Origin of the sequence: Bacillus sp. FJAT-44742 (assembly GCF_002797315.1) — a bacterium.
GTDB lineage: Bacteria > Bacillota > Bacilli > Bacillales > Marinococcaceae > Thalassorhabdus > Thalassorhabdus alkalitolerans.
The window spans coordinates 813,063-831,767 of record NZ_KZ454936.1; the positions used below are offsets into that span (position 1 = coordinate 813,063).

Annotated in this window: 20 protein-coding genes and 1 tRNA gene; 18 read left to right on the forward strand and 3 right to left on the reverse strand. The window is 41.8% G+C overall.

Annotation, left to right across the window (positions count from 1 at the left end):
• Position 1: 1 nt before the first annotated feature.
• Together CEF17_RS04170 and CEF17_RS04175 are read left to right on the forward strand one after the other, a co-directional pair.
• Positions 2 to 670, forward strand: coding sequence for a glycosyltransferase family 2 protein (locus tag CEF17_RS04170; RefSeq protein ID WP_100398409.1), 669 nt, complete (start codon positions 2 to 4; stop codon positions 668 to 670).
• On the forward strand, positions 646 to 1,452 hold the full coding sequence (locus CEF17_RS04175) for a hypothetical protein (RefSeq protein WP_100398410.1): 807 nt from the start codon (positions 646 to 648) through the stop codon (positions 1,450 to 1,452). Before CEF17_RS04170 ends, CEF17_RS04175 begins: the two co-directional genes overlap by 25 nt.
• A gap of 7 nt (positions 1,453 to 1,459) precedes the next feature.
• On the opposite strand, the gene CEF17_RS04180 is transcribed toward CEF17_RS04175, so the two are convergent.
• Positions 1,460 to 1,717, reverse strand: a complete 258-nt coding sequence (locus CEF17_RS04180) for a DUF2627 domain-containing protein (RefSeq protein WP_100398411.1) — start codon at positions 1,715 to 1,717, stop codon at positions 1,460 to 1,462.
• A 191-nt stretch (positions 1,718 to 1,908) separates the two neighbouring features.
• Here CEF17_RS04180 and CEF17_RS04185 point away from each other — a divergent pair, with 191 nt between their 5' ends.
• From CEF17_RS04185 to CEF17_RS04245, 13 genes are all read left to right on the forward strand, one after another.
• Positions 1,909 to 3,984 (forward strand): sigma-54 interaction domain-containing protein, encoded by a 2,076-nt coding sequence (locus CEF17_RS04185; RefSeq protein ID WP_100398412.1) that lies wholly within the window; start codon positions 1,909 to 1,911, stop codon positions 3,982 to 3,984.
• Positions 3,985 to 4,115: 131 nt separating this feature from the next.
• Positions 4,116 to 5,030: a phosphate butyryltransferase gene (gene yqiS / locus CEF17_RS04190; RefSeq protein ID WP_100398413.1), complete on the forward strand. Its 915-nt coding sequence runs from the start codon at positions 4,116 to 4,118 to the stop codon at positions 5,028 to 5,030.
• 12 nt (positions 5,031 to 5,042) lie between these two features.
• Positions 5,043 to 6,140: a branched-chain amino acid dehydrogenase gene (gene bcd, locus CEF17_RS04195; protein WP_100398414.1), complete on the forward strand. Its 1,098-nt coding sequence runs from the start codon at positions 5,043 to 5,045 to the stop codon at positions 6,138 to 6,140.
• Between the two features lie 35 nt (positions 6,141 to 6,175).
• On the forward strand, positions 6,176 to 7,270 hold the full coding sequence (buk, locus tag CEF17_RS04200) for a butyrate kinase (RefSeq protein WP_100398415.1): 1,095 nt from the start codon (positions 6,176 to 6,178) through the stop codon (positions 7,268 to 7,270).
• 2 nt (positions 7,271 to 7,272) lie between these two features.
• Positions 7,273 to 8,694 (forward strand): dihydrolipoyl dehydrogenase, encoded by a 1,422-nt coding sequence (lpdA, locus tag CEF17_RS04205; RefSeq protein WP_100398416.1) that lies wholly within the window; start codon positions 7,273 to 7,275, stop codon positions 8,692 to 8,694.
• 18 nt (positions 8,695 to 8,712) lie between these two features.
• Positions 8,713 to 9,708, forward strand: a complete 996-nt coding sequence (locus tag CEF17_RS04210) for a thiamine pyrophosphate-dependent dehydrogenase E1 component subunit alpha (protein WP_100398417.1) — start codon at positions 8,713 to 8,715, stop codon at positions 9,706 to 9,708.
• 16 nt (positions 9,709 to 9,724) lie between these two features.
• The gene (locus CEF17_RS04215) at positions 9,725 to 10,708 is read left to right on the forward strand and encodes an alpha-ketoacid dehydrogenase subunit beta (protein ID WP_100398418.1); all 984 of its coding nucleotides are present in this window, start codon (positions 9,725 to 9,727) and stop codon (positions 10,706 to 10,708) included.
• A gap of 15 nt (positions 10,709 to 10,723) precedes the next feature.
• Positions 10,724 to 11,992 (forward strand): dihydrolipoamide acetyltransferase family protein, encoded by a 1,269-nt coding sequence (locus CEF17_RS04220; protein WP_100398419.1) that lies wholly within the window; start codon positions 10,724 to 10,726, stop codon positions 11,990 to 11,992.
• Positions 11,993 to 12,182: 190 nt separating this feature from the next.
• The gene (locus tag CEF17_RS04225) at positions 12,183 to 12,605 is read left to right on the forward strand and encodes a BrxA/BrxB family bacilliredoxin (protein WP_100398420.1); all 423 of its coding nucleotides are present in this window, start codon (positions 12,183 to 12,185) and stop codon (positions 12,603 to 12,605) included.
• A 44-nt stretch (positions 12,606 to 12,649) separates the two neighbouring features.
• Complete coding sequence (locus tag CEF17_RS04230; protein ID WP_054636444.1) at positions 12,650 to 13,018, forward strand: DUF1129 domain-containing protein; 369 nt, start codon at positions 12,650 to 12,652, stop codon at positions 13,016 to 13,018.
• Between the two features lie 103 nt (positions 13,019 to 13,121).
• Positions 13,122 to 13,196, forward strand: a tRNA-Arg gene (locus CEF17_RS04235).
• 352 nt (positions 13,197 to 13,548) lie between these two features.
• Positions 13,549 to 14,571, forward strand: a complete 1,023-nt coding sequence (locus tag CEF17_RS04240; RefSeq protein WP_100398421.1) for an aromatic acid exporter family protein — start codon at positions 13,549 to 13,551, stop codon at positions 14,569 to 14,571.
• Between the two features lie 12 nt (positions 14,572 to 14,583).
• Positions 14,584 to 15,102, forward strand: coding sequence for a L,D-transpeptidase (locus CEF17_RS04245; protein ID WP_100398422.1), 519 nt, complete (start codon positions 14,584 to 14,586; stop codon positions 15,100 to 15,102).
• 90 nt (positions 15,103 to 15,192) lie between these two features.
• On the opposite strand, the gene prli42 is transcribed toward CEF17_RS04245, so the two are convergent.
• On the reverse strand, positions 15,193 to 15,285 hold the full coding sequence (gene prli42 / locus CEF17_RS19835; RefSeq protein WP_157842918.1) for a stressosome-associated protein Prli42: 93 nt from the start codon (positions 15,283 to 15,285) through the stop codon (positions 15,193 to 15,195).
• A gap of 159 nt (positions 15,286 to 15,444) precedes the next feature.
• On the opposite strand from prli42, the gene mce reads away from it, so the two are divergent.
• Both mce and CEF17_RS04260 read left to right on the forward strand, forming a co-directional pair.
• Positions 15,445 to 15,855 carry a methylmalonyl-CoA epimerase gene (gene mce, locus CEF17_RS04255; RefSeq protein ID WP_100398424.1) on the forward strand — a complete coding sequence of 137 codons (411 nt, stop codon included), beginning with the start codon at positions 15,445 to 15,447 and terminating at the stop codon, positions 15,853 to 15,855.
• A gap of 34 nt (positions 15,856 to 15,889) precedes the next feature.
• On the forward strand, positions 15,890 to 17,008 hold the full coding sequence (locus CEF17_RS04260; protein WP_100398425.1) for a M20/M25/M40 family metallo-hydrolase: 1,119 nt from the start codon (positions 15,890 to 15,892) through the stop codon (positions 17,006 to 17,008).
• Positions 17,009 to 17,051: 43 nt separating this feature from the next.
• On the opposite strand, the gene CEF17_RS04265 is transcribed toward CEF17_RS04260, so the two are convergent.
• Positions 17,052 to 17,243 (reverse strand): hypothetical protein, encoded by a 192-nt coding sequence (locus tag CEF17_RS04265; RefSeq protein WP_100398426.1) that lies wholly within the window; start codon positions 17,241 to 17,243, stop codon positions 17,052 to 17,054.
• A 127-nt stretch (positions 17,244 to 17,370) separates the two neighbouring features.
• Between CEF17_RS04265 and CEF17_RS04270 the strand changes: the two genes are divergently transcribed.
• Positions 17,371 to 18,654: a DNA polymerase IV gene (locus tag CEF17_RS04270; protein ID WP_100398427.1), complete on the forward strand. Its 1,284-nt coding sequence runs from the start codon at positions 17,371 to 17,373 to the stop codon at positions 18,652 to 18,654.
• Positions 18,655 to 18,705 lie beyond the last annotated feature (51 nt).

Sequence of the window (18,705 nt, forward strand, 5' to 3'; positions counted from 1 at the left end):
AATGAAAACAAGCGTAATTATCCCGGCATTTAATGAAGGGGAGAGCATTGAAAAGACCCTCCAGGCCCTGTATGAAGAAGACTGGATCGAAGAAATCATTGGGGTAAACGATGGAAGTAAAGATGAAACGGGAAAGGTAATGGAAAAATACTGCGACCAAGTGATTCATTTTAAGAAGAATACCGGAAAGTCAGCAGCTCTCCAGGCAGGATGGGAATATAGCAAAGGAGATATAATCATGTGCCTGGATGGAGATCTTAGAGGGAGCGCTGTTTTTAGTCAAAGGCTTTATACATCACTTCTGGAAAATGATTCAGATATGGTGATTGCAAATGTTCCTGCCGGAAAGCAAAGCGGCCGGGGGATTTTCAAAAAAAGAGTTCAAGCTCAAATTTATAAAAAAACAGGGAGACATATACAATATCCTCTATCTGGTCAAAGAGCCTTTAAAAGAGCACACCTTCCTTTGTTTCAATCTCTGAGGTCCACTGGTTTTGGCATAGAAACGGTCATGACTCTCCAGGCTTTAAACAATGGCCTGCAGATTCTTGAGATAGAGCTTCCATTCACTCATAAGGAATATGGAAAAGCCGTCAAGGGGTCATGGCACCGGGGAAAGCAGTGGCTGGAAGTGGAGCGGTGCTTATGGAATTATGGAAAGCAGCACTAATTCTCTTTTTTTTATACGGACTATGGAAAGGTATCTTTTATTTTTCATTTTATAAAGGATGGACGGTATCCAATTTTAAAGGAAAGCAGATTCCATATACAGCAGGGATGTGGCTGGTGCTTAGCTTCCTTGTATTTATCTGGATCCCGGGTGAAGTAACCCTGCCCTTTATCAGCGGGATGATTTACCTGGTGGCTGTTTGGATTGCAGGCTGGCTGGATGATCGTTATGGCAAGCCGTTTCCCAAAGGAATCAAGGGCCATATAAAGCATTTTTTTAAATCAGGAGAAATGACTACCGGGCTTTTAAAGCTTGCCGTTACTGTTGTTGCTGCTTTCTTTGCTGCTACCATGGCATATCCTTTTGAACATCCACTGGCACTCTTTTTTACGTTTAGCTTATTGGTTCTAGGCCCTCATATGTTTAATCTACTTGATACCAGGCCTCTTCGTGTTTGGAAAGTATTTTTTGTTTATGGGATTCTTTTGTTGTATGTAATAAGAGAGGAGGTAACGGTTACCACTTCCCTTCTCTTGATTATGGTGGTCTGGTTTTATATTGAGGCTGCTGAAGAAGGGATGCTTGGGGATAATGGAGCAGCTGTATCAGGAGGTCTTTTGTTTTATTTAACCGCTGTCTATGCTCCTATAGCTCTACAAGCGGTTGTTTCTGGATTGCTGCTTTTTTTTACCCTTTATGCAGAAAGACATTCCCTGACGTCGGCAATAGCGGCTTCTCCTTTCCTCTCCAGAATAGACAATTGGGGAATAGCAAAAAAATAAGCCCCTGCTACTCAGCGGGGACTTCTTTTTTCTGTTTCTTTTGAAAACGGGGCCCTACTTTGTTATTCTTTCTGTCTCTATGAAGGACAAATCCGGCGATAAAGGCAATTCCCATTACAAAGATAATAAGTCCAACAAGAAACTGCACCCATAAAAAAGGAAATGGGGGGTGTAGAATATTAAAAAATAAGTCTCTCATTAATTTTATCCCAAGGCCGGCAATCACACCGGGGATGACAAGCATCATCAAAGCAACTGTGCGCATGTTCTGCACCTCTCTTTTGAACAAGCTGATATAAATAGAAGTGATACTATGGAACGATATATTTACTAACAGATATGGTTTTCTTCCAAGTTACATTGTACTTTATTTTTTGTAAGATTTCCAAAGGTTCTGGTTGAATGTCACGAGTTTTTCATAGATAGTGTAAGGAGAGAGTAACGGGAGGGGAAAAAATGAAAAAAGCTGTCATTGTTGGTGGAGGCAAGGGCGGAGTTTCATTGTTAAGAATGCTCGTGGAAAACGGGAGAATGAAGGTTGCCGGACTGGCTGATATAAATAAAGAAGCTCCCGGTATGAAGCTTGCCTTGGAGCATGGCATACAGACAGCAGCTGATTGGAAAACGCTGCTCTCCACTGAACCTGATATCATTATAGAGGTTACAGGGAAAAAAGAGGTTTATCATGAAATACAGACATTTGCCAAGGCAGAAACAGCAGTTGTTCCTGGACAGGCAGCTGGTATTCTTTATGAGCTGCTCGTGGATAAAGAGCAGCTGATTGAAGAAGTGAAAGCCCATGACCAGTTTCAAAGTATGATATTAAATGCCACACATGATGGAATGATTGCAATTGATGATGAAGAAAAAATTATCTTATTTAACCGCTCTGCAGAAGAGATGACGGATCTAAAAGAACACATGGTGTTAGGCCGATACATAAAAGATGTGATTCCAGGAAGTGAGCTGCCAAGGGTTCTTCATAAAGGAGAAGCGGAAGAAAACCAGCCGCTGACTTTTGCTAACGGACGTTCAATACTCAGTACCAGAATTCCGTTATGGCTCGAAAACATTCGTGTAGGTGCGTTTGCTGTTTTTAGAGATGTTACTGAGATTGAGCGGATGGCTGAGGAAGTCACAAACTTAAAAAGCATTCAAAAAATGCTGGAAGCGATTATTCAATCTTCTGAGGAAGCAATTTCTGTGGTGGATGAAAACGGCAGAGGCATGATGATTAATCCAGCCTACACAAAAATTACGGGATTACGGCAGGAAAAAGTGATTGGACAGCCAGCTACAGCAGACATTTCTGAAGGAGAGAGCATGCATTTAAAAGTCCTCAGAACACGAAAAGCCGTTCGAGGGGTGAGACTGAAGGTTGGCCCTAATAAAAGAGACGTGATCGTAAATGTGGCGCCTGTTATTGTGGATGGAAAGCTTAAAGGAAGCGTAGGGGTTATCCACGATATGTCTGAAATTAAAACGTTAACCGAGGAGTTAAAAAGAGCAAGGCAGATCATACGCACCCTTGAAGCAAAATATACGTTTGACGATATTGCCGGACATTCTAAAGAGTTTCTTCTGGCCATTCAACAAGCGAAAGTAAGTGCGGCTGCTCCGATGTCTGTTCTTCTGCGAGGTGAATCAGGCACAGGAAAGGAGTTGTTTGCTCACGCCATTCACAATGAAAGCAACAGAAAGTTCAATAAATTCATTCGCGTTAATTGCGCTGCATTATCTGAATCTCTCTTAGAAAGTGAATTATTTGGCTATGAAGAGGGCGCTTTTTCCGGAGCAAAACGAGGAGGGAAAAAGGGGCTTTTTGAAGAAGCTGACAAAGGAAGCATATTTCTAGATGAAATTGGAGAAATGACATTATCTACCCAGGCGAAGCTTCTTCGTGTTCTCCAGGAGGGAGAGATCGTAAGAGTAGGTGGAACAAGAGCTGTTCAGGTTGATGTAAGAGTGATTGCTGCCACAAATGTCAATCTTGAAAAAGCGATTCACAAAAAAGTGTTTCGAGAAGACCTATATTACCGTATTAATAAACTCCCTATCTTTATTCCTCCGTTAAGGGAAAGAAGAGAAGATATAGCAGTTCTTAGCAACAGAATGATTGAAAAAATAAACCAGGATTTTGGAAGAACAGTAGAAGGCATTACAGAAGAGGCCATAGCAATGCTTAAAGCTTATTCCTGGCCAGGAAATGTAAGAGAGCTTGAAAATGTTTTGGGAAGAGCGGTAATTACAATGCCCCTTTCCCAAACACTTATTGACAGTAATAATCTTCCACATTTGGAAGTTGCCAAAACCGGTCTTAACAGCCAGTTACCTTCTTTTGCAACTGACCTGCCATCACAGACTCTGACGTTGCAAGAGCAGGTAGAGAACTTTGAAAAAAGGGTATTGTGGAACGCATTGAAGGAGCACGAAGGAAACAAAACAAAAACAGCTAAACAACTAGGGGTTTCCATTCGGAATTTGTATTACAAGTTAAAAAAACATGGCATTGAAGAAAATGGCATGCAATAAATTGCACACCGTGAAAAATATTTCACGGTGTTTCGTTATGAAATAAGAGAAAAACCTTTCACAGTGTGGTTTGAAATTGGCATGATATTTGCATTAAAGTATAAGTAGTCCGTCATGAAGGAGTCATTGTAATGAACTTACAAGAAATAATGGAAAATGCATCTGCTTATAAGAAGAAAACAATAGCAATTGCGGCGGCAGATGACGAACGAGTAATTGATATGGTCAAGGAAGCAATAAACAATAAGCTAGGTGAATTCAGGTTATACGGAAATGAGGAAGTCATTCGTTCATTCCTTACATCTAAAGGATTAAGTGAAATGAGCTCTATAAAAGTCATTCCGGCAAGGGATGTGAAAGAATCTGCAAGGTTGTCTGTCATGTCTGTCCGTGAGGGCAAAGCTGATTTATTAATGAAGGGTATGATTCCCACCAGTGTATTGCTTAAAGCGGTATTAAACAGGGAGTACGGTTTGCGGAAAGGAAAGGTTTTATCACATGTAGCAGCCTTTGAGGTGCCAGGTTTTAAGCGCTTGTTTTTTGTCTCTGATTCAGCCATGAATATAGCCCCTGATTTACATCAGAAGGTGGAAATCACAAATAATTCTGTTGAAGTAGCAAGAGCGATGGGGGTAATAAATCCGAAAGTTGCCCCTATTTCAGCGGTGGAAGTAGTTAACCCTGATATGTCTGCTACCATTGATGCGGCTGCTCTCAGCCAAATGAATAAAAGGGGGCAGATTAATCATTGTGTAATAGATGGACCACTAGCTCTGGATAATGCAATATCTGTTGATGCTGCTAACTATAAAGGGGTAGGAGGAGAAGTGGCTGGCAGAGCTGACATTCTCCTAGTTCCAACTGTGGAGACGGGAAACATTTTATATAAATCACTCGTCTACTTTGCAGGAGCGAAAGTAGGAGGAATCATAGCCGGGGCCAAGGCTCCAATCATTTTAACATCAAGAGCTGACACTGCAGCGAGTAAGCTCTACTCTATTGCTATCGCTTGTCATGTCAGCGAATATCAGAGCACCTTAGCTTAAGGAGGTAAGGTAATGAAATTATTTAAATATATGGAAAGATACGATTACGAACAAGTAGTGGTCTGTCAGGATGCTGAATCAGGCCTAAAAGCTATCATTGCTATTCATGATACAACTCTTGGCCCTGCGTTAGGGGGAACAAGAATGTGGAAGTATGAGTCTGAGGAAGCGGCCTTTGAAGATGCTCTCCGCCTGGCTAAAGGCATGACCTACAAAAATGCTGCAGCCGGCTTGAATCTTGGGGGAGGCAAAACAGTAATTATCGGTGACCCACGCAAGGACAAAAACGAAGAAATGTTCCGCGCGTTTGGAAGGTATATTCAGGGCTTGAACGGACGCTATATTACAGCTGAAGATGTAGGTACAACGGTGGAAGATATGGATATTATTTATGAAGAAACAGACTTTGTCACGGGAATCTCACCTGCTTTTGGATCGAGTGGCAACCCTTCGCCTGTCACAGCATACGGAGTCTATGTAGGGATGAAAGCGGCAGCAAAAGAAGCTTTTGGATCAGATGAGCTTGCTGGGAAAAAAGTGGCGGTGCAAGGAGTAGGGAACGTTTCTTATAATCTTTGCAAGCACCTGTATGAAGAGGGAGCTACTTTGATTGTAACCGATATCAATAAAGATGCAGTCTACAGAGCCGTAAGCGATTTTAATGCAAAAGCAGTGGATCCAAGGGACATTTATAAAACAGAATGTGATATTTTCAGCCCGTGTGCTCTTGGAGCTGGGTTAAATGACGAAACCATTCCTTCTATTAAAGCAAAAGTGATAGCCGGCGCTGCAAACAATCAATTAAAAGAAAACAAGCACGGTGATATGCTCCATGAAAGAGAAATTGTCTACGCACCCGATTATGTGATCAACGCTGGCGGAGTAATTAACGTGGCTGATGAGCTGAACGGCTATAACAGTGAGCGTGCTTTAAAGAAGGTGGAAGGGGTTTACCAAAACATAGAGAAAGTAATCAGCATTTCTAAAAGAGATAATATACCGACTTATTCAGCTGCTGACCGCATGGCGGAGGAACGGATCAGAAAAATGAAGAATTCAAGAAAGCAATTTTTGCGCAATGAACACCATATTTTAAGCCGCAGAAGATAGTTTATCTTCCGCGGCAGGAATAGGAGGCAGAGCCCTTGAAGCAAATATCAAGCCACCGGATTCTTGTGTTAAACCCAGGATCAACCTCTACAAAGGTTGGCGTATTTGAAAATAAAGCATCCCTATTTTCAAAGGTCGTCCGTCATCGTCAAGAAGACATTAAGGCGTATTCAAACATAGTTGACCAATATCAATTTAGAAAACAGGCAATACTGGAATCACTGGATGTGGAAGGGATCAGTTTGTCAAAGATTGACGCTGTTGTCGGCAGAGGCGGGCTTCTCCGCCCGATTGAAAGCGGTACTTATGAAATATCGGAAGCGATGATTAAGGATTTGAGAGAAGGGAAATATGGAGAGCATGCTTCAAACTTAGGTGCATTGATAGCCTTTGAGATCTCAACGCAATTAAATATTCCTTCTTATATCGTTGACCCTGTGGTAGTGGATGAATTAATGCCTGAAGCCAGACTGACCGGTTTAAAAGAAATAAAAAGAAAAAGTATTTTTCATGCATTGAATCAAAAGTCTGCCGCAAGGAAGGCTGCAGATGAAATCGGAAAACCTTATGAAGAAGCCAATTTGATTGTTGTACACTTAGGAGGCGGAATTACTGTCGGTGCCCACAAAGGCGGGAAAGTTGCAGATGTAAATAATGGCTTAAATGGAGACGGTCCCTTTTCTCCTGAAAGGTCGGGTACGCTTCCTGTTGCTGATGTCATTAGCATGTGTTTTTCCGGGAGTTACACCATATCAGAGATGATGAAAAAGGCCGCTGGACAAGGAGGGCTGGTAAGCTATTTTGGCACCAATAATGCTGAGGAAGTTGAAGCTCAAATAGTACAAGGCAATCATGAAGCTGAGGAAGTAATGAGGGCTATGGCTTACCAGATCGGAAAAGAAATTGGAGCGCGAAGTGTTTGTTTAAGTGGAAAAGTAGATGCTATTATTTTGACCGGAGGCCTGGCTCATAGTGAATGGCTGACTGGAGAAATTATTAAGATGGTAAGCTGGATCTCAGATGTGATCGTGTATCCGGGCGAAGATGAGCTTCGTTCCCTTGCCGAAGGGGCTCTTCGTGTCTTAAAGAAGGAAGAAGAACCGAAGATTTACGGTTATAAGGAGGGATAGAGATGGCAGAAGAATATGATTTAGTGGTCCTTGGCGGGGGAACAGGCGGGTACGTGGCAGCTATCCGTGCAGCGCAACTAGGATTGAAAGTGGCCGTAGTGGAAAAGGAGAAGCTTGGAGGCACGTGTTTACATAAAGGCTGTATACCAAGCAAAGCTTTTTTGCGCAGTGCAGAAGTGTATCATACAGCAAAAACGAGCGAAGATTTCGGGGTGAATACAGAAGGGGTATCTCTTGATTTCAATAAGGTGCAGTCACGTAAAGATAATATAGTAAACCAGTTGTACAAAGGTGTTCAGTACTTGTTGAACAAAGGGGATATTCACGTCTATAAAGGACATGGGCGTATACTGGGTCCTTCTATTTTTTCCCCAAGTCCGGGTACGATCTCTGTAGAAATGGACAGCGGAGAAGAAAATGAAATGCTTATACCAAAAAACGTTATTATTGCTACAGGGTCCAGGCCCAATACTCTTCCTGGGATGGAGCCAGATGGAGAACAAATTTTCACCTCTGATGAAGCGTTGGAGATAGAAAGCCTGCCTTCTTCCATTATTATCATTGGAGGAGGCGTCATTGGGATTGAATGGGCTTCAATGCTCTCTGACTTTGGAGTGGATGTTACAGTGTTGGAATACAGCAGGCGAATTCTTCCTGGTGAGGATGAAGAGATATCCAAAGAGGTAGCCAATCAGCTGAAAAAGAGGGGCGTCAAGATCGTTGCAAATGCTAAAGTACTCCCTGAGAAAACAAAAAGGGAAACAGACGTAACAGTATACGCTCTTGAAGGTGAGAAAGAGCAGGCTTACCAGGCCAAATCTGTTCTCCTTTCTGTAGGGCGCAAAGCAAATACGGAAGACATTGGACTTCAAAATACGGATATTGTGGTGGAAAACGGTTTTGTCCAAACAAATAAATGGCAGCAGACGAAAGAGTCCCATATTTATGCGATTGGTGATGTTATCGGAGGAATGCAGCTTGCTCATGTTGCTTCACACGAAGGAATCATAGCCGTAGAGCATATGACAGAAAACCACCCTCACCCATTAGATTCTTCACTCGTTGCCCGCTGCACCTACAGTCGTCCCGAAGTGGCCAGTATTGGCTTGACAGAAGAGCAGGCCAGAGAAGAAGGCTTTGATACCAAAATAGGTACATTCCCATTTAAGGCAATAGGAAAAGCCTTAGTGAATGGGGACGCTTCAGGGTTCGTTAAATTTATTGCTGACAAAGAAACTGATGATCTACTCGGTGTTCACATGGTCGGCTCGCATGTGACAGACCTTATCTCAGAGGCAGCCGTTGCCAAGCTCCTGGATGCCGCAAGCTTTGAAGTGGCTGAGGCGATTCACCCGCATCCAACATTATCTGAGATCATTGGTGAAGCTGCTCTGGCAGTGGATGGAAAAGCGATACATTCATAATAACTAGGGGGGATATGTATGGCCGTACTACGACATGAAGAATTAGGGCTCTCAAAAGAGCAGGTAATTGAAATGTATGAACAAATGCTTATGGCCCGTAAGATCGATGAACGTATGTGGCTCTTAAATCGTGCTGGCAAAATACCTTTTGTTATCTCTTGTCAAGGACAGGAAGCCGCTCAAGTCGGAGCAGCCATGGCGTTAGATCGAGAAAAGGATTATGTGCTTCCGTATTACCGTGATATGGGAGTGGTCCTCGCCTTTGGGATGACGGCAAAGGACTTAATGATGTCAGGATTTGCTAAAGCAGAGGATCCAAATTCAGGCGGAAGACAAATGCCAGGGCATTTTGGACAGAAGAAAAATCGGATTGTAACTGGTTCATCCCCTGTAACAACCCAGGTGCCTCATGCCGTTGGGATTGCTTTGGCAGCCAAAATGGAAAAGAAAGATTTCGTTACCTTCACGACCTTTGGAGAAGGCTCTTCCAACCAAGGCGATTTCCATGAAGGCGCAAACTTTGCCGGCGTTCATAAACTGCCTGTCATTTTAATGTGTGAAAATAACAAATATGCGATTTCCGTTCCTATAGAAAAACAGCTAGCGTGTGAAAAGGTTTCCGATCGGGCGATAGGATACGGAATGCCGGGCTTTACGGTGGATGGAAATGATCCCCTTGCTGTTTATGAAGCAGTGAAAAATGCAGCGGATCGTGCAAGGAAGGGTGAGGGGCCTACCTTGATAGAAACAGTGTCCTACAGACTCACCCCTCATTCCAGTGATGATGATGACCGTTCTTACAGATCAAGAGAGGAGGTAGAGGAAGCAAAAAAGCGGGACTCTATCTTTACCTTCAGCACTTATTTAAAAGAAAATAACGTAATAACAGAGGAAGAAGAAAATGTGCTCCTTGAAAAAATCAAACGCATAGTAGATGAAGCTACTGATGCTGCTGAAGAAGCGGCTTATGCTGATCCAGATGATCTTTTTAAACATGTCTATAAAGAACAATAGAAAGGGGTGAAGAACAATGACAATGATGTCCTATATACAAGCAGTAACACGTGCGCTGAGAGAAGAAATGCAGCGGGATGAAAAAGTGTTTATTTTAGGAGAAGATGTGGGGGCAAGAGGAGGAGTATTCCGAGCTACCGAAGGGCTCTATGAGGAATTCGGTGAAGAGAGGGTTCTTGACACGCCTCTTGCAGAATCAGCTATTGCCGGTGTGGGGATTGGAGCAGCGATGTATGGCATGAGGCCTGTTGCCGAAATGCAGTTTGCTGACTTTATTATGCCGGCAGTCAATCAAATTGTTTCTGAAGCTGCAAAAATCCGCTACCGCTCAAATAATGATTGGAGCTGCCCAATAACGATTCGTGCACCTTACGGCGGAGGAGTTCACGGTGCATTGTATCATTCTCAGTCTGTAGAAGCTCTGTTTGCAAATGTACCTGGCTTGAAAATTGTAATGCCATCAACTCCTTATGATGTAAAAGGGCTATTAAAAGCGGCGATCCGTGATGACGACCCAGTCTTGTTTTTTGAACATAAACGAGCATACCGTCTCATTAAAGGTGAGGTTCCCGAAGAAGACTACACCCTGCCAATTGGAAAAGCAGATGTAAAAAGAGATGGGGAAGATGTGACTGTCATTACCTATGGTCTTTGTGTTCACTTTGCTTTGCAAGCCGCTGAAAAGCTTGCCGGAGAAGGGGTTTCTGCTCATATTCTTGATTTGAGAACTGTGTACCCTCTTGATAAAGAAGCAATAATTGAAGCAGCCAGCAAAACAGGTAAGGTTCTCTTAATAACTGAGGCCAACAAAGAAGGAAGCATCATGAGTGAAGTGTCTGCAATCATCAGTGAGAATTGTTTATTTGACCTTGATGCTCCTGTTCAAAGATTGGCAGGTCCAGATGTTCCAGCCATGCCTTACGCCCCTACAATGGAAAAGCACTTTATGGTTAACCCTGAAAAAGTAGAGGCTGCGATAAAAGATTTAGCAGAATTTTAAAGGAGGTGTTTGTTCATGGCTGAAAAAATCACGATGCCCCAGCTCGGAGAAAGTGTAACAGAAGGGACGATCAGTAAATGGCTTGTAAAACCTGGCGACAAGGTAAATAAATATGACCCTATTGCCGAGGTAATGACAGATAAAGTAAATGCGGAAGTCCCCTCTTCTTTTACAGGGACAATAACGGAATTAGTAGCAGGGGAAGATGAGACAATCCAGGTAGGCGATCTAATATGCTATATGGAGGTTGAAGGAAAAGGCAGCACTGATCAACGAAGTGAAGAAAATGTTCAATCTCCAAAAGAAGAAAAAAAGCAAAGTACAGACTCTTCGGCCCAGTCAATGAAAACGCGCTATTCGCCAGCTGTTCTCCGCCTTGCTCAGGAAAATGACATTGATCTATCCACTGTGCAAGGAAGCGGGAGAGGAGGCCGAATTACCCGGAAAGATGTTCTTTCTCTTGTAAACAAAGGTGAAAAACCTGCAAGGGAAGAAAAGCATGATACTTATGAAGAACCAAAGAAGAGAGCTTCCTCCATTGAACAGAAGCCACAGATCGATGAAAAGCAGAAAAGTGAGTCTGGTGATCAAGAAATTCCTGTGAGCGGTGTAAGAAAAGCGATAGCCGATAACATGGTAAGAAGCAAACATGAAATCCCTCATGCCTGGACGATGGTTGAAGTGGATGTTACAAACATTGCAAAGTTCAGGGAAGCAAACAAAAAGAAATTTAAAGAAAAAGAAGGCATCAGCCTTACCTTCTTCCCATTTTTTATGAAAGCTGTTGTGGAGGCGTTAAAAGAATATCCTGAGCTTAATTCTACGTGGGCAGGAGATAGGATCATCCGCAAGAAAGACATCAATTTGTCTATTGCAGTAGCCACGGAGGATGCTCTGTTTGTTCCTGTGGTAAAGAATGCTGATGAAAAAAGTATAAAAGGACTTGCCAGGTCTGTTCAGGACTTGGCGGGTAAAGTGAGAAATGGCACGTTGAAAGGTGAAGAAATGCAAGGAGGAACCTTTACGATAAACAACACAGGATCCTTTGGCTCAGTTCAGTCGATGCCTATTATTAACCACCCTCAGGCAGCTATCCTTTCCGTAGAATCCATTGTGAAAAAGCCTGTGGTGATGGAAGGTGACATGATTGCGATTCGCCACATGGTAAACTTGTGTCTGTCTTTAGATCATCGGGTGCTGGATGGATTGGTATGCGGACGTTTTCTTTCAAGTATTAAAACGCGCCTGGAGTCTTTTGATCCGGACAGCGAGTCCTTGTACTAACAAAGCCAGAGCTACTCACTTGTTTTCAAGAGTGATAAGTGGATAGAAAAAGTTGTTCACCAGGTTCCTTGAAGATAAAGTTGTTGACTTTTTTTAAAATAAAAAGAAGCTGGTTTACTTGTGAATGCACTCTGGTATTGTTTACAATAGAAGTAGTACATGGGTTTAGGAAAAGAAAGGATGGTTAGAAATGGATTTTAATTTTATGATAAATGATGTAGTTCAGGCAGCGAGAAAGGATATGGATGAGGCAGGTTATGAACAATTAACATCTGCTGAAGAAGTAGAGGAGACTTTATCTAAGCAAGGCAGCACACTTGTTATGGTAAACTCTGTTTGCGGCTGTGCCGGAGGCATTGCTCGTCCTGCAGCAGCCTACATGAGAAATTACGAAAAGCAGCCTGACCGTTATGTAACAGTTTTCGCTGGCCAGGATAAGGAAGCGACTGAAAAAGCCCGTTCTTTCTTTACTGGTTATGCTCCTTCTTCCCCTTCCTTTGCTTTAATTAAGGACGGAGAAATCAAAACCATGGTTGAGCGCCATGAAATCGAAGGACATGAACCTATTCATGTTGTTCAAAAGCTGGAAAAAGCTTTCGATGAGAACTTGTAATCGCCAAAAAACGTATAAGGACTGTTAACAAAGGATGAAATTTGATGGATAAATTTTACGCACAAGTTCAAGAATACCTTAACATGGAAGAAGAAATTGACTTTAAAGAATTTAATGAATATTATCAGCAGGTACTCGAATATTTAGATAAAGAATCTGCAGATTTATCTGAGGAAGATGTCTGGAAAGCTCTATTTGTTGTTGAAAGTATTATGTCCAACGCTCAAAATAGAGCAAAACATGCTGATACGACAAAGGAACAAAAGAAATACAAGCGTATGGCCAAACGTACTAAGCTATATGCCCAGCATTTCACAAAGCGTCTTCATGATGCTGGTTATAATGATGAGGAAATTGGGGCAAGGTTTAAAGAAATGTTAGAAGAAGACACTGCGACAGCAGAAAAAGAATGACCGGAAAAGGGCTGGTATAGGTGCCAGTCCTTTTCACCTTAAAAACAATGATTGACACAATAAAGAGAATTAGATACAATTGTCATTGTCTTAAAAAATAGCTGCGCCTATGGTGAAAGGGATATCACGCGAGATTCCGGTTCTCGTATTCCAGGTTCGAATCCTGGTAGGCGCGCCAATTAAAAGATGACTAAATTACATAACCGCAAAGACAGTGATGAGCATCACTGTCTTTTTTTATTCCCTGTTTACAAGTAAACAGGTTTCTTACTATGGTTTTTTGCTAGAATAAAAGCATACAAAAATTCGATGTTCAATTTGTAAACAATTCCAAAGGAATATTTCTTTCTTGTCAGGAAAGAGTGAGGAATATATTAGGGTAACCTACTTGTAATAAGCAAGGATGTTAGTGGGATGGTATCCCTTAAACATTCTTTCATTTGTGTTTTGAGTTAAAAAATGCAGTGTGGCTATAAATGAGCAGAATACACGTACACAAAGAACCTATCAGGCAGGGAGAGGTTTAACGAATGTTTAAAATTGGATACCGCACGCTCAAAACCGCTATTGGAGCCGGCTTAGCAATATTAATAGCCCAGACTTTACAATTAGATTTTTATGCCTCGGCAGGTATTATAGCGATCTTGTGTATAACGGTTACCAGAAGAGACTCATTGCGTTCCTCGTGGGAGCGTGTTTTAGCAAGTCTCATTGGTCTGCTTTATGCTACTGTTATTTTTGAACTGGCTGGGTACCACTTTCTATCAATAACAATTCTCCTTTTACTATTCATTCCTACCGTGGTAGCTGTAAAGGCAAAAAAAGGAGTGGCGACCAGCTCGGTAATCATGTTTCACCTCTATACATTGGGCGAGGTTTCAGCCGGTATCTTGATAAATGAAGTGCTGTTGATAGTCATAGGGGTAGGTGTGGCATTACTCATGAATTGGTACATGCCTAGTGCGGAAAATGAACTGGTGTGGGATCAAGTTTACATAGAGGAAGCCTTTCAGACGATTTGGAAAGAGTTTGCACGCTATCTTAAAGAGGGTGATACAGGATGGACTGGAAAAGAATTCACAGAGGCATCCAACACTATTTCACACGGAAAAGGGAAGGCATTAATCAATATTGATAATCATTTTTTGCGGGAAGATGACTACTTTTATCATTACTTCAAGATGAGAGAAAAGCAGCTTGAAATCCTGGAGAGGATCCTTCCGTTTATTTCTACTCTGGATGACACAGTGATTCAAGGAGAGAAAATAGCAGATTTTATGAATGAATTAAGCGGGGCTGTGTATGCAGGGAATACAGCAAATTATTTTCTTACGCAATTAGATGACCTGCGGGAAGAACTCCAGGCAATGGATCTTCCAGAAACGAGGCAGGAGTTTGAAATTCGTTCTTCATTATTCTATATCCTCCATGAACTAGAGCAGTATTTGCTTATGAAGAAGATGTTTAAAGCTGATCTTAGAAGAACTCAAACGGTATCTGTTAAAAAACGGTATAAGGTAAAAAGGCGGGGAGAAAATAAGAAAGAGGAATAAGTAAAGGCGGAGATGATAATGGTTTTCTTTTCCTTCTTTTTTAAAGTGATTGTGGCAGCATCTCTTCTTTGGCCCCTTGCTTCAGAGCCTGACGTTGGAGATCCTTATATTATTATAAATACCTCTGCGAATGAACTGGCTTATTTTCACGCAGGTGAAAAACAAGTGGAATACCGGGTTGCTTCGGGAAAAGAGCCTGGTCTGACACCGGAGGGGGAATTTACGGTTGTAGTAAAAGCTGAGAATCCTTATTTTCGCAAGCTTGATATTCCCGGAGGGTCACCGGATAACCCATTAGGAACCAAATGGATAGGCTTTGACGCACACGCGACTGATGGCAGAATCTATGGAATTCACGGCACAAACCAGCCTCATCTAATTGGTGAATATGTTTCCAATGGCTGTGTCCGCCTCATGAATGAGGACGTTGACCTTTTGTTTACCAAGGTTCCCGTAGGCACGAAAGTCTGGATTGGGCAAAGTGCAAAGACCCTGGAGGAAATAGCAAAAGAAATAGGAGTTATTTTATAAAAAAATCAAAGTGAGTAAACAAAGAATGAACTGATTGGGGAAAATAAAAAAGGACCGAAGCGGAAGCTTCGGTCCAAGTTATGATTCTTTTTATAAAAAGGTAGCCGCGCCTGTTAACAAACTTCCTACGACGAGAGTTATGATCATAATATATATAATGACTTTCTGAAACTTTCTTGGCATTTCAATTCCTCCATCATTATTCAATCTATGTCTTATTTTACGAGGAATTAAAGAAAGTCTCAAGCCTGCATGCCAAAAAAAGAGGGATTTTTTTATGGAAACAAGAAGAGAAAGTGTATAAGCCATATTGTTATGGGTATAGCCAAAGGGGTGTGTAAAATGAAAGAAAAACCAACAAAAATCGACCATATTGGAATTGCAGTAATGTCTATTGAAGATCACCTGCCGTTTTATACGGAGACCCTCCGTCTTCCCTTATTAAAAATAGAGGAAGTATCTTCACAGAAAGTAAAGGTAGCTTTCCTGGAAATAGGAGAGTCTAAGATAGAGCTCCTTGAGCCTTTATCAAATGATAGTCCGATAGCTGGATTTATTAATAAAAAAGGGGAAGGGATTCATCATGTTGCTCTAGGTGTCAAGGATATTGAAACGAGGCTCCAAGAAATAAAGGAAGATGGAATAAAAGCTATAAATAACACTCCTGTACCTGGAGCCGGAGGGGCTGAGGTGGCTTTTCTACACCCTAAGTCGACCGGCAGTGTTCTTTATGAACTATGTGAAAAGAAATAAGGCTGCTGCATTTGTTGTTAGGAGGACACAGTAAATGATTAACGAAAAACGCTTATTAAATGAATTTCTAGAACTAGTAAAAGTGGACTCAGAAACCAAGCATGAAAGAGCGATTTGCGATATATTAAAAGGGAAATTTATAGCTCTGGGCCTTGATGTGGTAGAAGACAATGCGGCCGAAACCACTGAGCATGAAGCCGGCAATTTAATATGTACCATGCAAGGGAATAAGGAAGGAGCGGACCCAATTTTCTTTACGTGCCATATGGATACAGTGATCCCTGGAAAAGGTATTCAGCCTAGTGTGGAAGATGGTCATGTCGTCACTGACGGGACGACGATCCTGGGAGCTGACGATAAAGCGGGGATAGCTGCTATGCTAGAAGGCATTCGGACCATTCAGGAGCAAAAGATTGAGCATGGACCTTTGCAGTTTGTGATTACTGTTGGAGAAGAATCCGGTCTCATTGGAGCCAAAGCGTTAAATCCTGAAATGCTTAATGCTAAGTACGGATTTGCCATGGATAGCGGAGGGGATGTAGGCAACATTATTGTCTCTGCACCCAACCAGGCAACATTGGAAGTAACAGTGAATGGAAAGACGGCTCATGCAGGGGTGGCACCTGAAAAAGGAATTTCAGCCATTACCGTAGCTGCAAAATCAGTGGCCAAAATGCCTCTTGGGAGAATAGATGAAGAAACGACGGCCAATATTGGTCGATTTGAAGGCGGCCAAAAAACAAATATAGTGACTGACAAGGCCTATATATTAGCTGAAGCACGCTCCTTAGATAGAAAAAAACTTGACGTCCAAGTAGAAAAAATGAAAAAAGCTTTTGAAGATACAGCAAGAGAGATGGGAGCTTCTGCAAATGTAAATGTAAAGTACGCCTATCCTGGTTATAAGTTTGATATAGGGGACAGCGTGGTTCAAGTGGCCATGAATGCAGTGCGGAGGTCAGGACTTACACCGTCTTTAAAGACAAGCGGCGGGGGAAGCGATGCCAATATCTTTTCAGGATACGGAATACCAACGGTCAATTTTGCCGTAGGCTATCTGGACATTCATACTCCCCAAGAAAGGATGCCAATCTCTGAATTGAATAAAATTACCCAGCTTATGGTTTCTGTGGTGGAAGAAGTATCTTCTTAAGAAATGCCTCTGTTAAAGAAGAAGGGTAATTTTTAAAAGTAACTTAATGAATGTGCTGTTTAGCATTGCCATATTCCATCGATTCAAGAATTAACTCTTCTGAATAACCAACAATTTCCGATAATTCCGGGATTGTTGGTTTTTTCTCGTGGAGATCCTTGTAAAGGCTGTTACATCTCGCAATTTGTGTCAAAATATCCTTATAAGTGACTGATAGGATTAGATCTTCGCCCATAATGCACACTCCTGTTCATTTCATTACTCATATGATATTATAATGTGTTTATTATAATTCCGTATTATATTTTCTTATTGTAGGTGTCATACATACCTATGAGAACTTTGGGAAAGGAGGTTTTCTTATGAAAGCAAGAAAAGGAAGAGTGGTTTTTCATATAGACATGAACAGTTTTTATGCTTCAGTTGAGGCTGTGCATGATCCTTCTCTCAGAGGAAAGCCTCTCGCTATTGCAGGAAATCCAGAGGAAAGAAAAGGCATTGTCGTAACCTCCAGCTATGAGGCTAGAGCTAAGGGGGTAAAAACAACAATGCAAGTATGGGAAGCATTAAGAAAGTGTCCAGAATTAATTATTCGTCCTCCTAACTTTCAACGCTACCGGGCAGCCTCTTTAGAAATGTTCAGGCTGCTTGAAGAATACTCTCCCCTCGTTGAACCTGTGTCTATAGATGAAGGGTATATGGATATGACAGATGTATTCAGGAACGGGGCAGGGGCAGAGATTGCCGGAGAGCTTCAGGAAAAGATGAAGAGAGACCTGGGACTTCCTTGCAGCATCGGCGTCGCTCCCAATAAATTTTTAGCAAAAATGGCCAGCGACATGAAAAAGCCTATGGGAATTACAATATTACGTAAAAGAGAGCTTGATACCAAGCTATGGCCTCTTGCCATTGGAGAAATGCACGGAGTAGGGGAAAAAACAGCCGAAAAGATGAAATCACTTTCCATTGAAACCATTGGAGATTTGGCCTGCAGTGATAAGCAGATGATTGAAGGTGTCTTTGGGGTACGTGGAAGGAAGCTTCATGAAAGAGCAAACGGTCATGATCTTCGTGAAGTAGACCCTGAATCAGTTAATGTTTTTAAAAGCATAGGGAATTCCGTCACACTTCCTTCTGACACTAGAAACGATGAGAAGATAGCTTCTACTTTAAAGTCATTGTCTGCTTCTGTAGCCAGACGAATGAAGAAAAAGGAAGTCTGCTCTTCAAATATCCAAATAACGATCCGTTACAAAAATCGCAAAACGATTACTCGGAGCAGGCAACTGACGAATCCTCTTACAGAGGAAGAGGAGATCTTTAAGGAAGCCTATTTTCTTTTCAATAAATACTGGAACGAAGAGCCTGTACGCCTCCTTGGCATTACCTCTTTAGATGTTACTCCGCTAAAAGAAGCGTACAAACAACTGGATTTGTTTACTTATAAGGAAGAGGAAAAACAAGCAAAGCTTTCTGAAACAATGGAGAAGCTAAAAGGTCAGTTCGGGGAAGAGATTTTTAATATAAAAAAGTCAAAAACTCAAAAAGAAGAAAGGAAAGATGTCCGAAAAGGGACGAGCCTTGATAAAGATTTTTTATTTGAATATTGGGGACAAAAAAGGAAGCATAGTCAGGATTACGACTAAGCTTCTTTTTTTATGTTGCAACCTGCTTCTTATCATACGTATAATTACCCG

Coding starts and splice junctions, on each gene's coding strand:
- CEF17_RS04220 (WP_100398419.1), top strand. CDS start 10,724: ATGGCTGAAAAAATCACGATGCCCCAGCTCGGAGAAAGTGTAACAGAA.
- CEF17_RS04225 (WP_100398420.1), top strand. CDS start 12,183: ATGGATTTTAATTTTATGATAAATGATGTAGTTCAGGCAGCGAGAAAG.
- CEF17_RS04175 (WP_100398410.1), top strand. CDS start 646: ATGGAATTATGGAAAGCAGCACTAATTCTCTTTTTTTTATACGGACTA.
- CEF17_RS04215 (WP_100398418.1), top strand. CDS start 9,725: ATGACAATGATGTCCTATATACAAGCAGTAACACGTGCGCTGAGAGAA.
- mce (WP_100398424.1), top strand. CDS start 15,445: ATGAAAGAAAAACCAACAAAAATCGACCATATTGGAATTGCAGTAATG.
- CEF17_RS04170 (WP_100398409.1), top strand. CDS start 2: ATGAAAACAAGCGTAATTATCCCGGCATTTAATGAAGGGGAGAGCATT.
- yqiS (WP_100398413.1), top strand. CDS start 4,116: ATGAACTTACAAGAAATAATGGAAAATGCATCTGCTTATAAGAAGAAA.
- CEF17_RS04210 (WP_100398417.1), top strand. CDS start 8,713: ATGGCCGTACTACGACATGAAGAATTAGGGCTCTCAAAAGAGCAGGTA.
- CEF17_RS04230 (WP_054636444.1), top strand. CDS start 12,650: ATGGATAAATTTTACGCACAAGTTCAAGAATACCTTAACATGGAAGAA.
- CEF17_RS04265 (WP_100398426.1), bottom strand. CDS start 17,243: ATGGGCGAAGATCTAATCCTATCAGTCACTTATAAGGATATTTTGACA.
- CEF17_RS04270 (WP_100398427.1), top strand. CDS start 17,371: ATGAAAGCAAGAAAAGGAAGAGTGGTTTTTCATATAGACATGAACAGT.
- lpdA (WP_100398416.1), top strand. CDS start 7,273: ATGGCAGAAGAATATGATTTAGTGGTCCTTGGCGGGGGAACAGGCGGG.
- CEF17_RS04260 (WP_100398425.1), top strand. CDS start 15,890: ATGATTAACGAAAAACGCTTATTAAATGAATTTCTAGAACTAGTAAAA.
- CEF17_RS04185 (WP_100398412.1), top strand. CDS start 1,909: ATGAAAAAAGCTGTCATTGTTGGTGGAGGCAAGGGCGGAGTTTCATTG.
- CEF17_RS04240 (WP_100398421.1), top strand. CDS start 13,549: ATGTTTAAAATTGGATACCGCACGCTCAAAACCGCTATTGGAGCCGGC.
- prli42 (WP_157842918.1), bottom strand. CDS start 15,285: ATGCCAAGAAAGTTTCAGAAAGTCATTATATATATTATGATCATAACT.
- CEF17_RS04245 (WP_100398422.1), top strand. CDS start 14,584: ATGATAATGGTTTTCTTTTCCTTCTTTTTTAAAGTGATTGTGGCAGCA.
- bcd (WP_100398414.1), top strand. CDS start 5,043: ATGAAATTATTTAAATATATGGAAAGATACGATTACGAACAAGTAGTG.
- CEF17_RS04180 (WP_100398411.1), bottom strand. CDS start 1,717: ATGCGCACAGTTGCTTTGATGATGCTTGTCATCCCCGGTGTGATTGCC.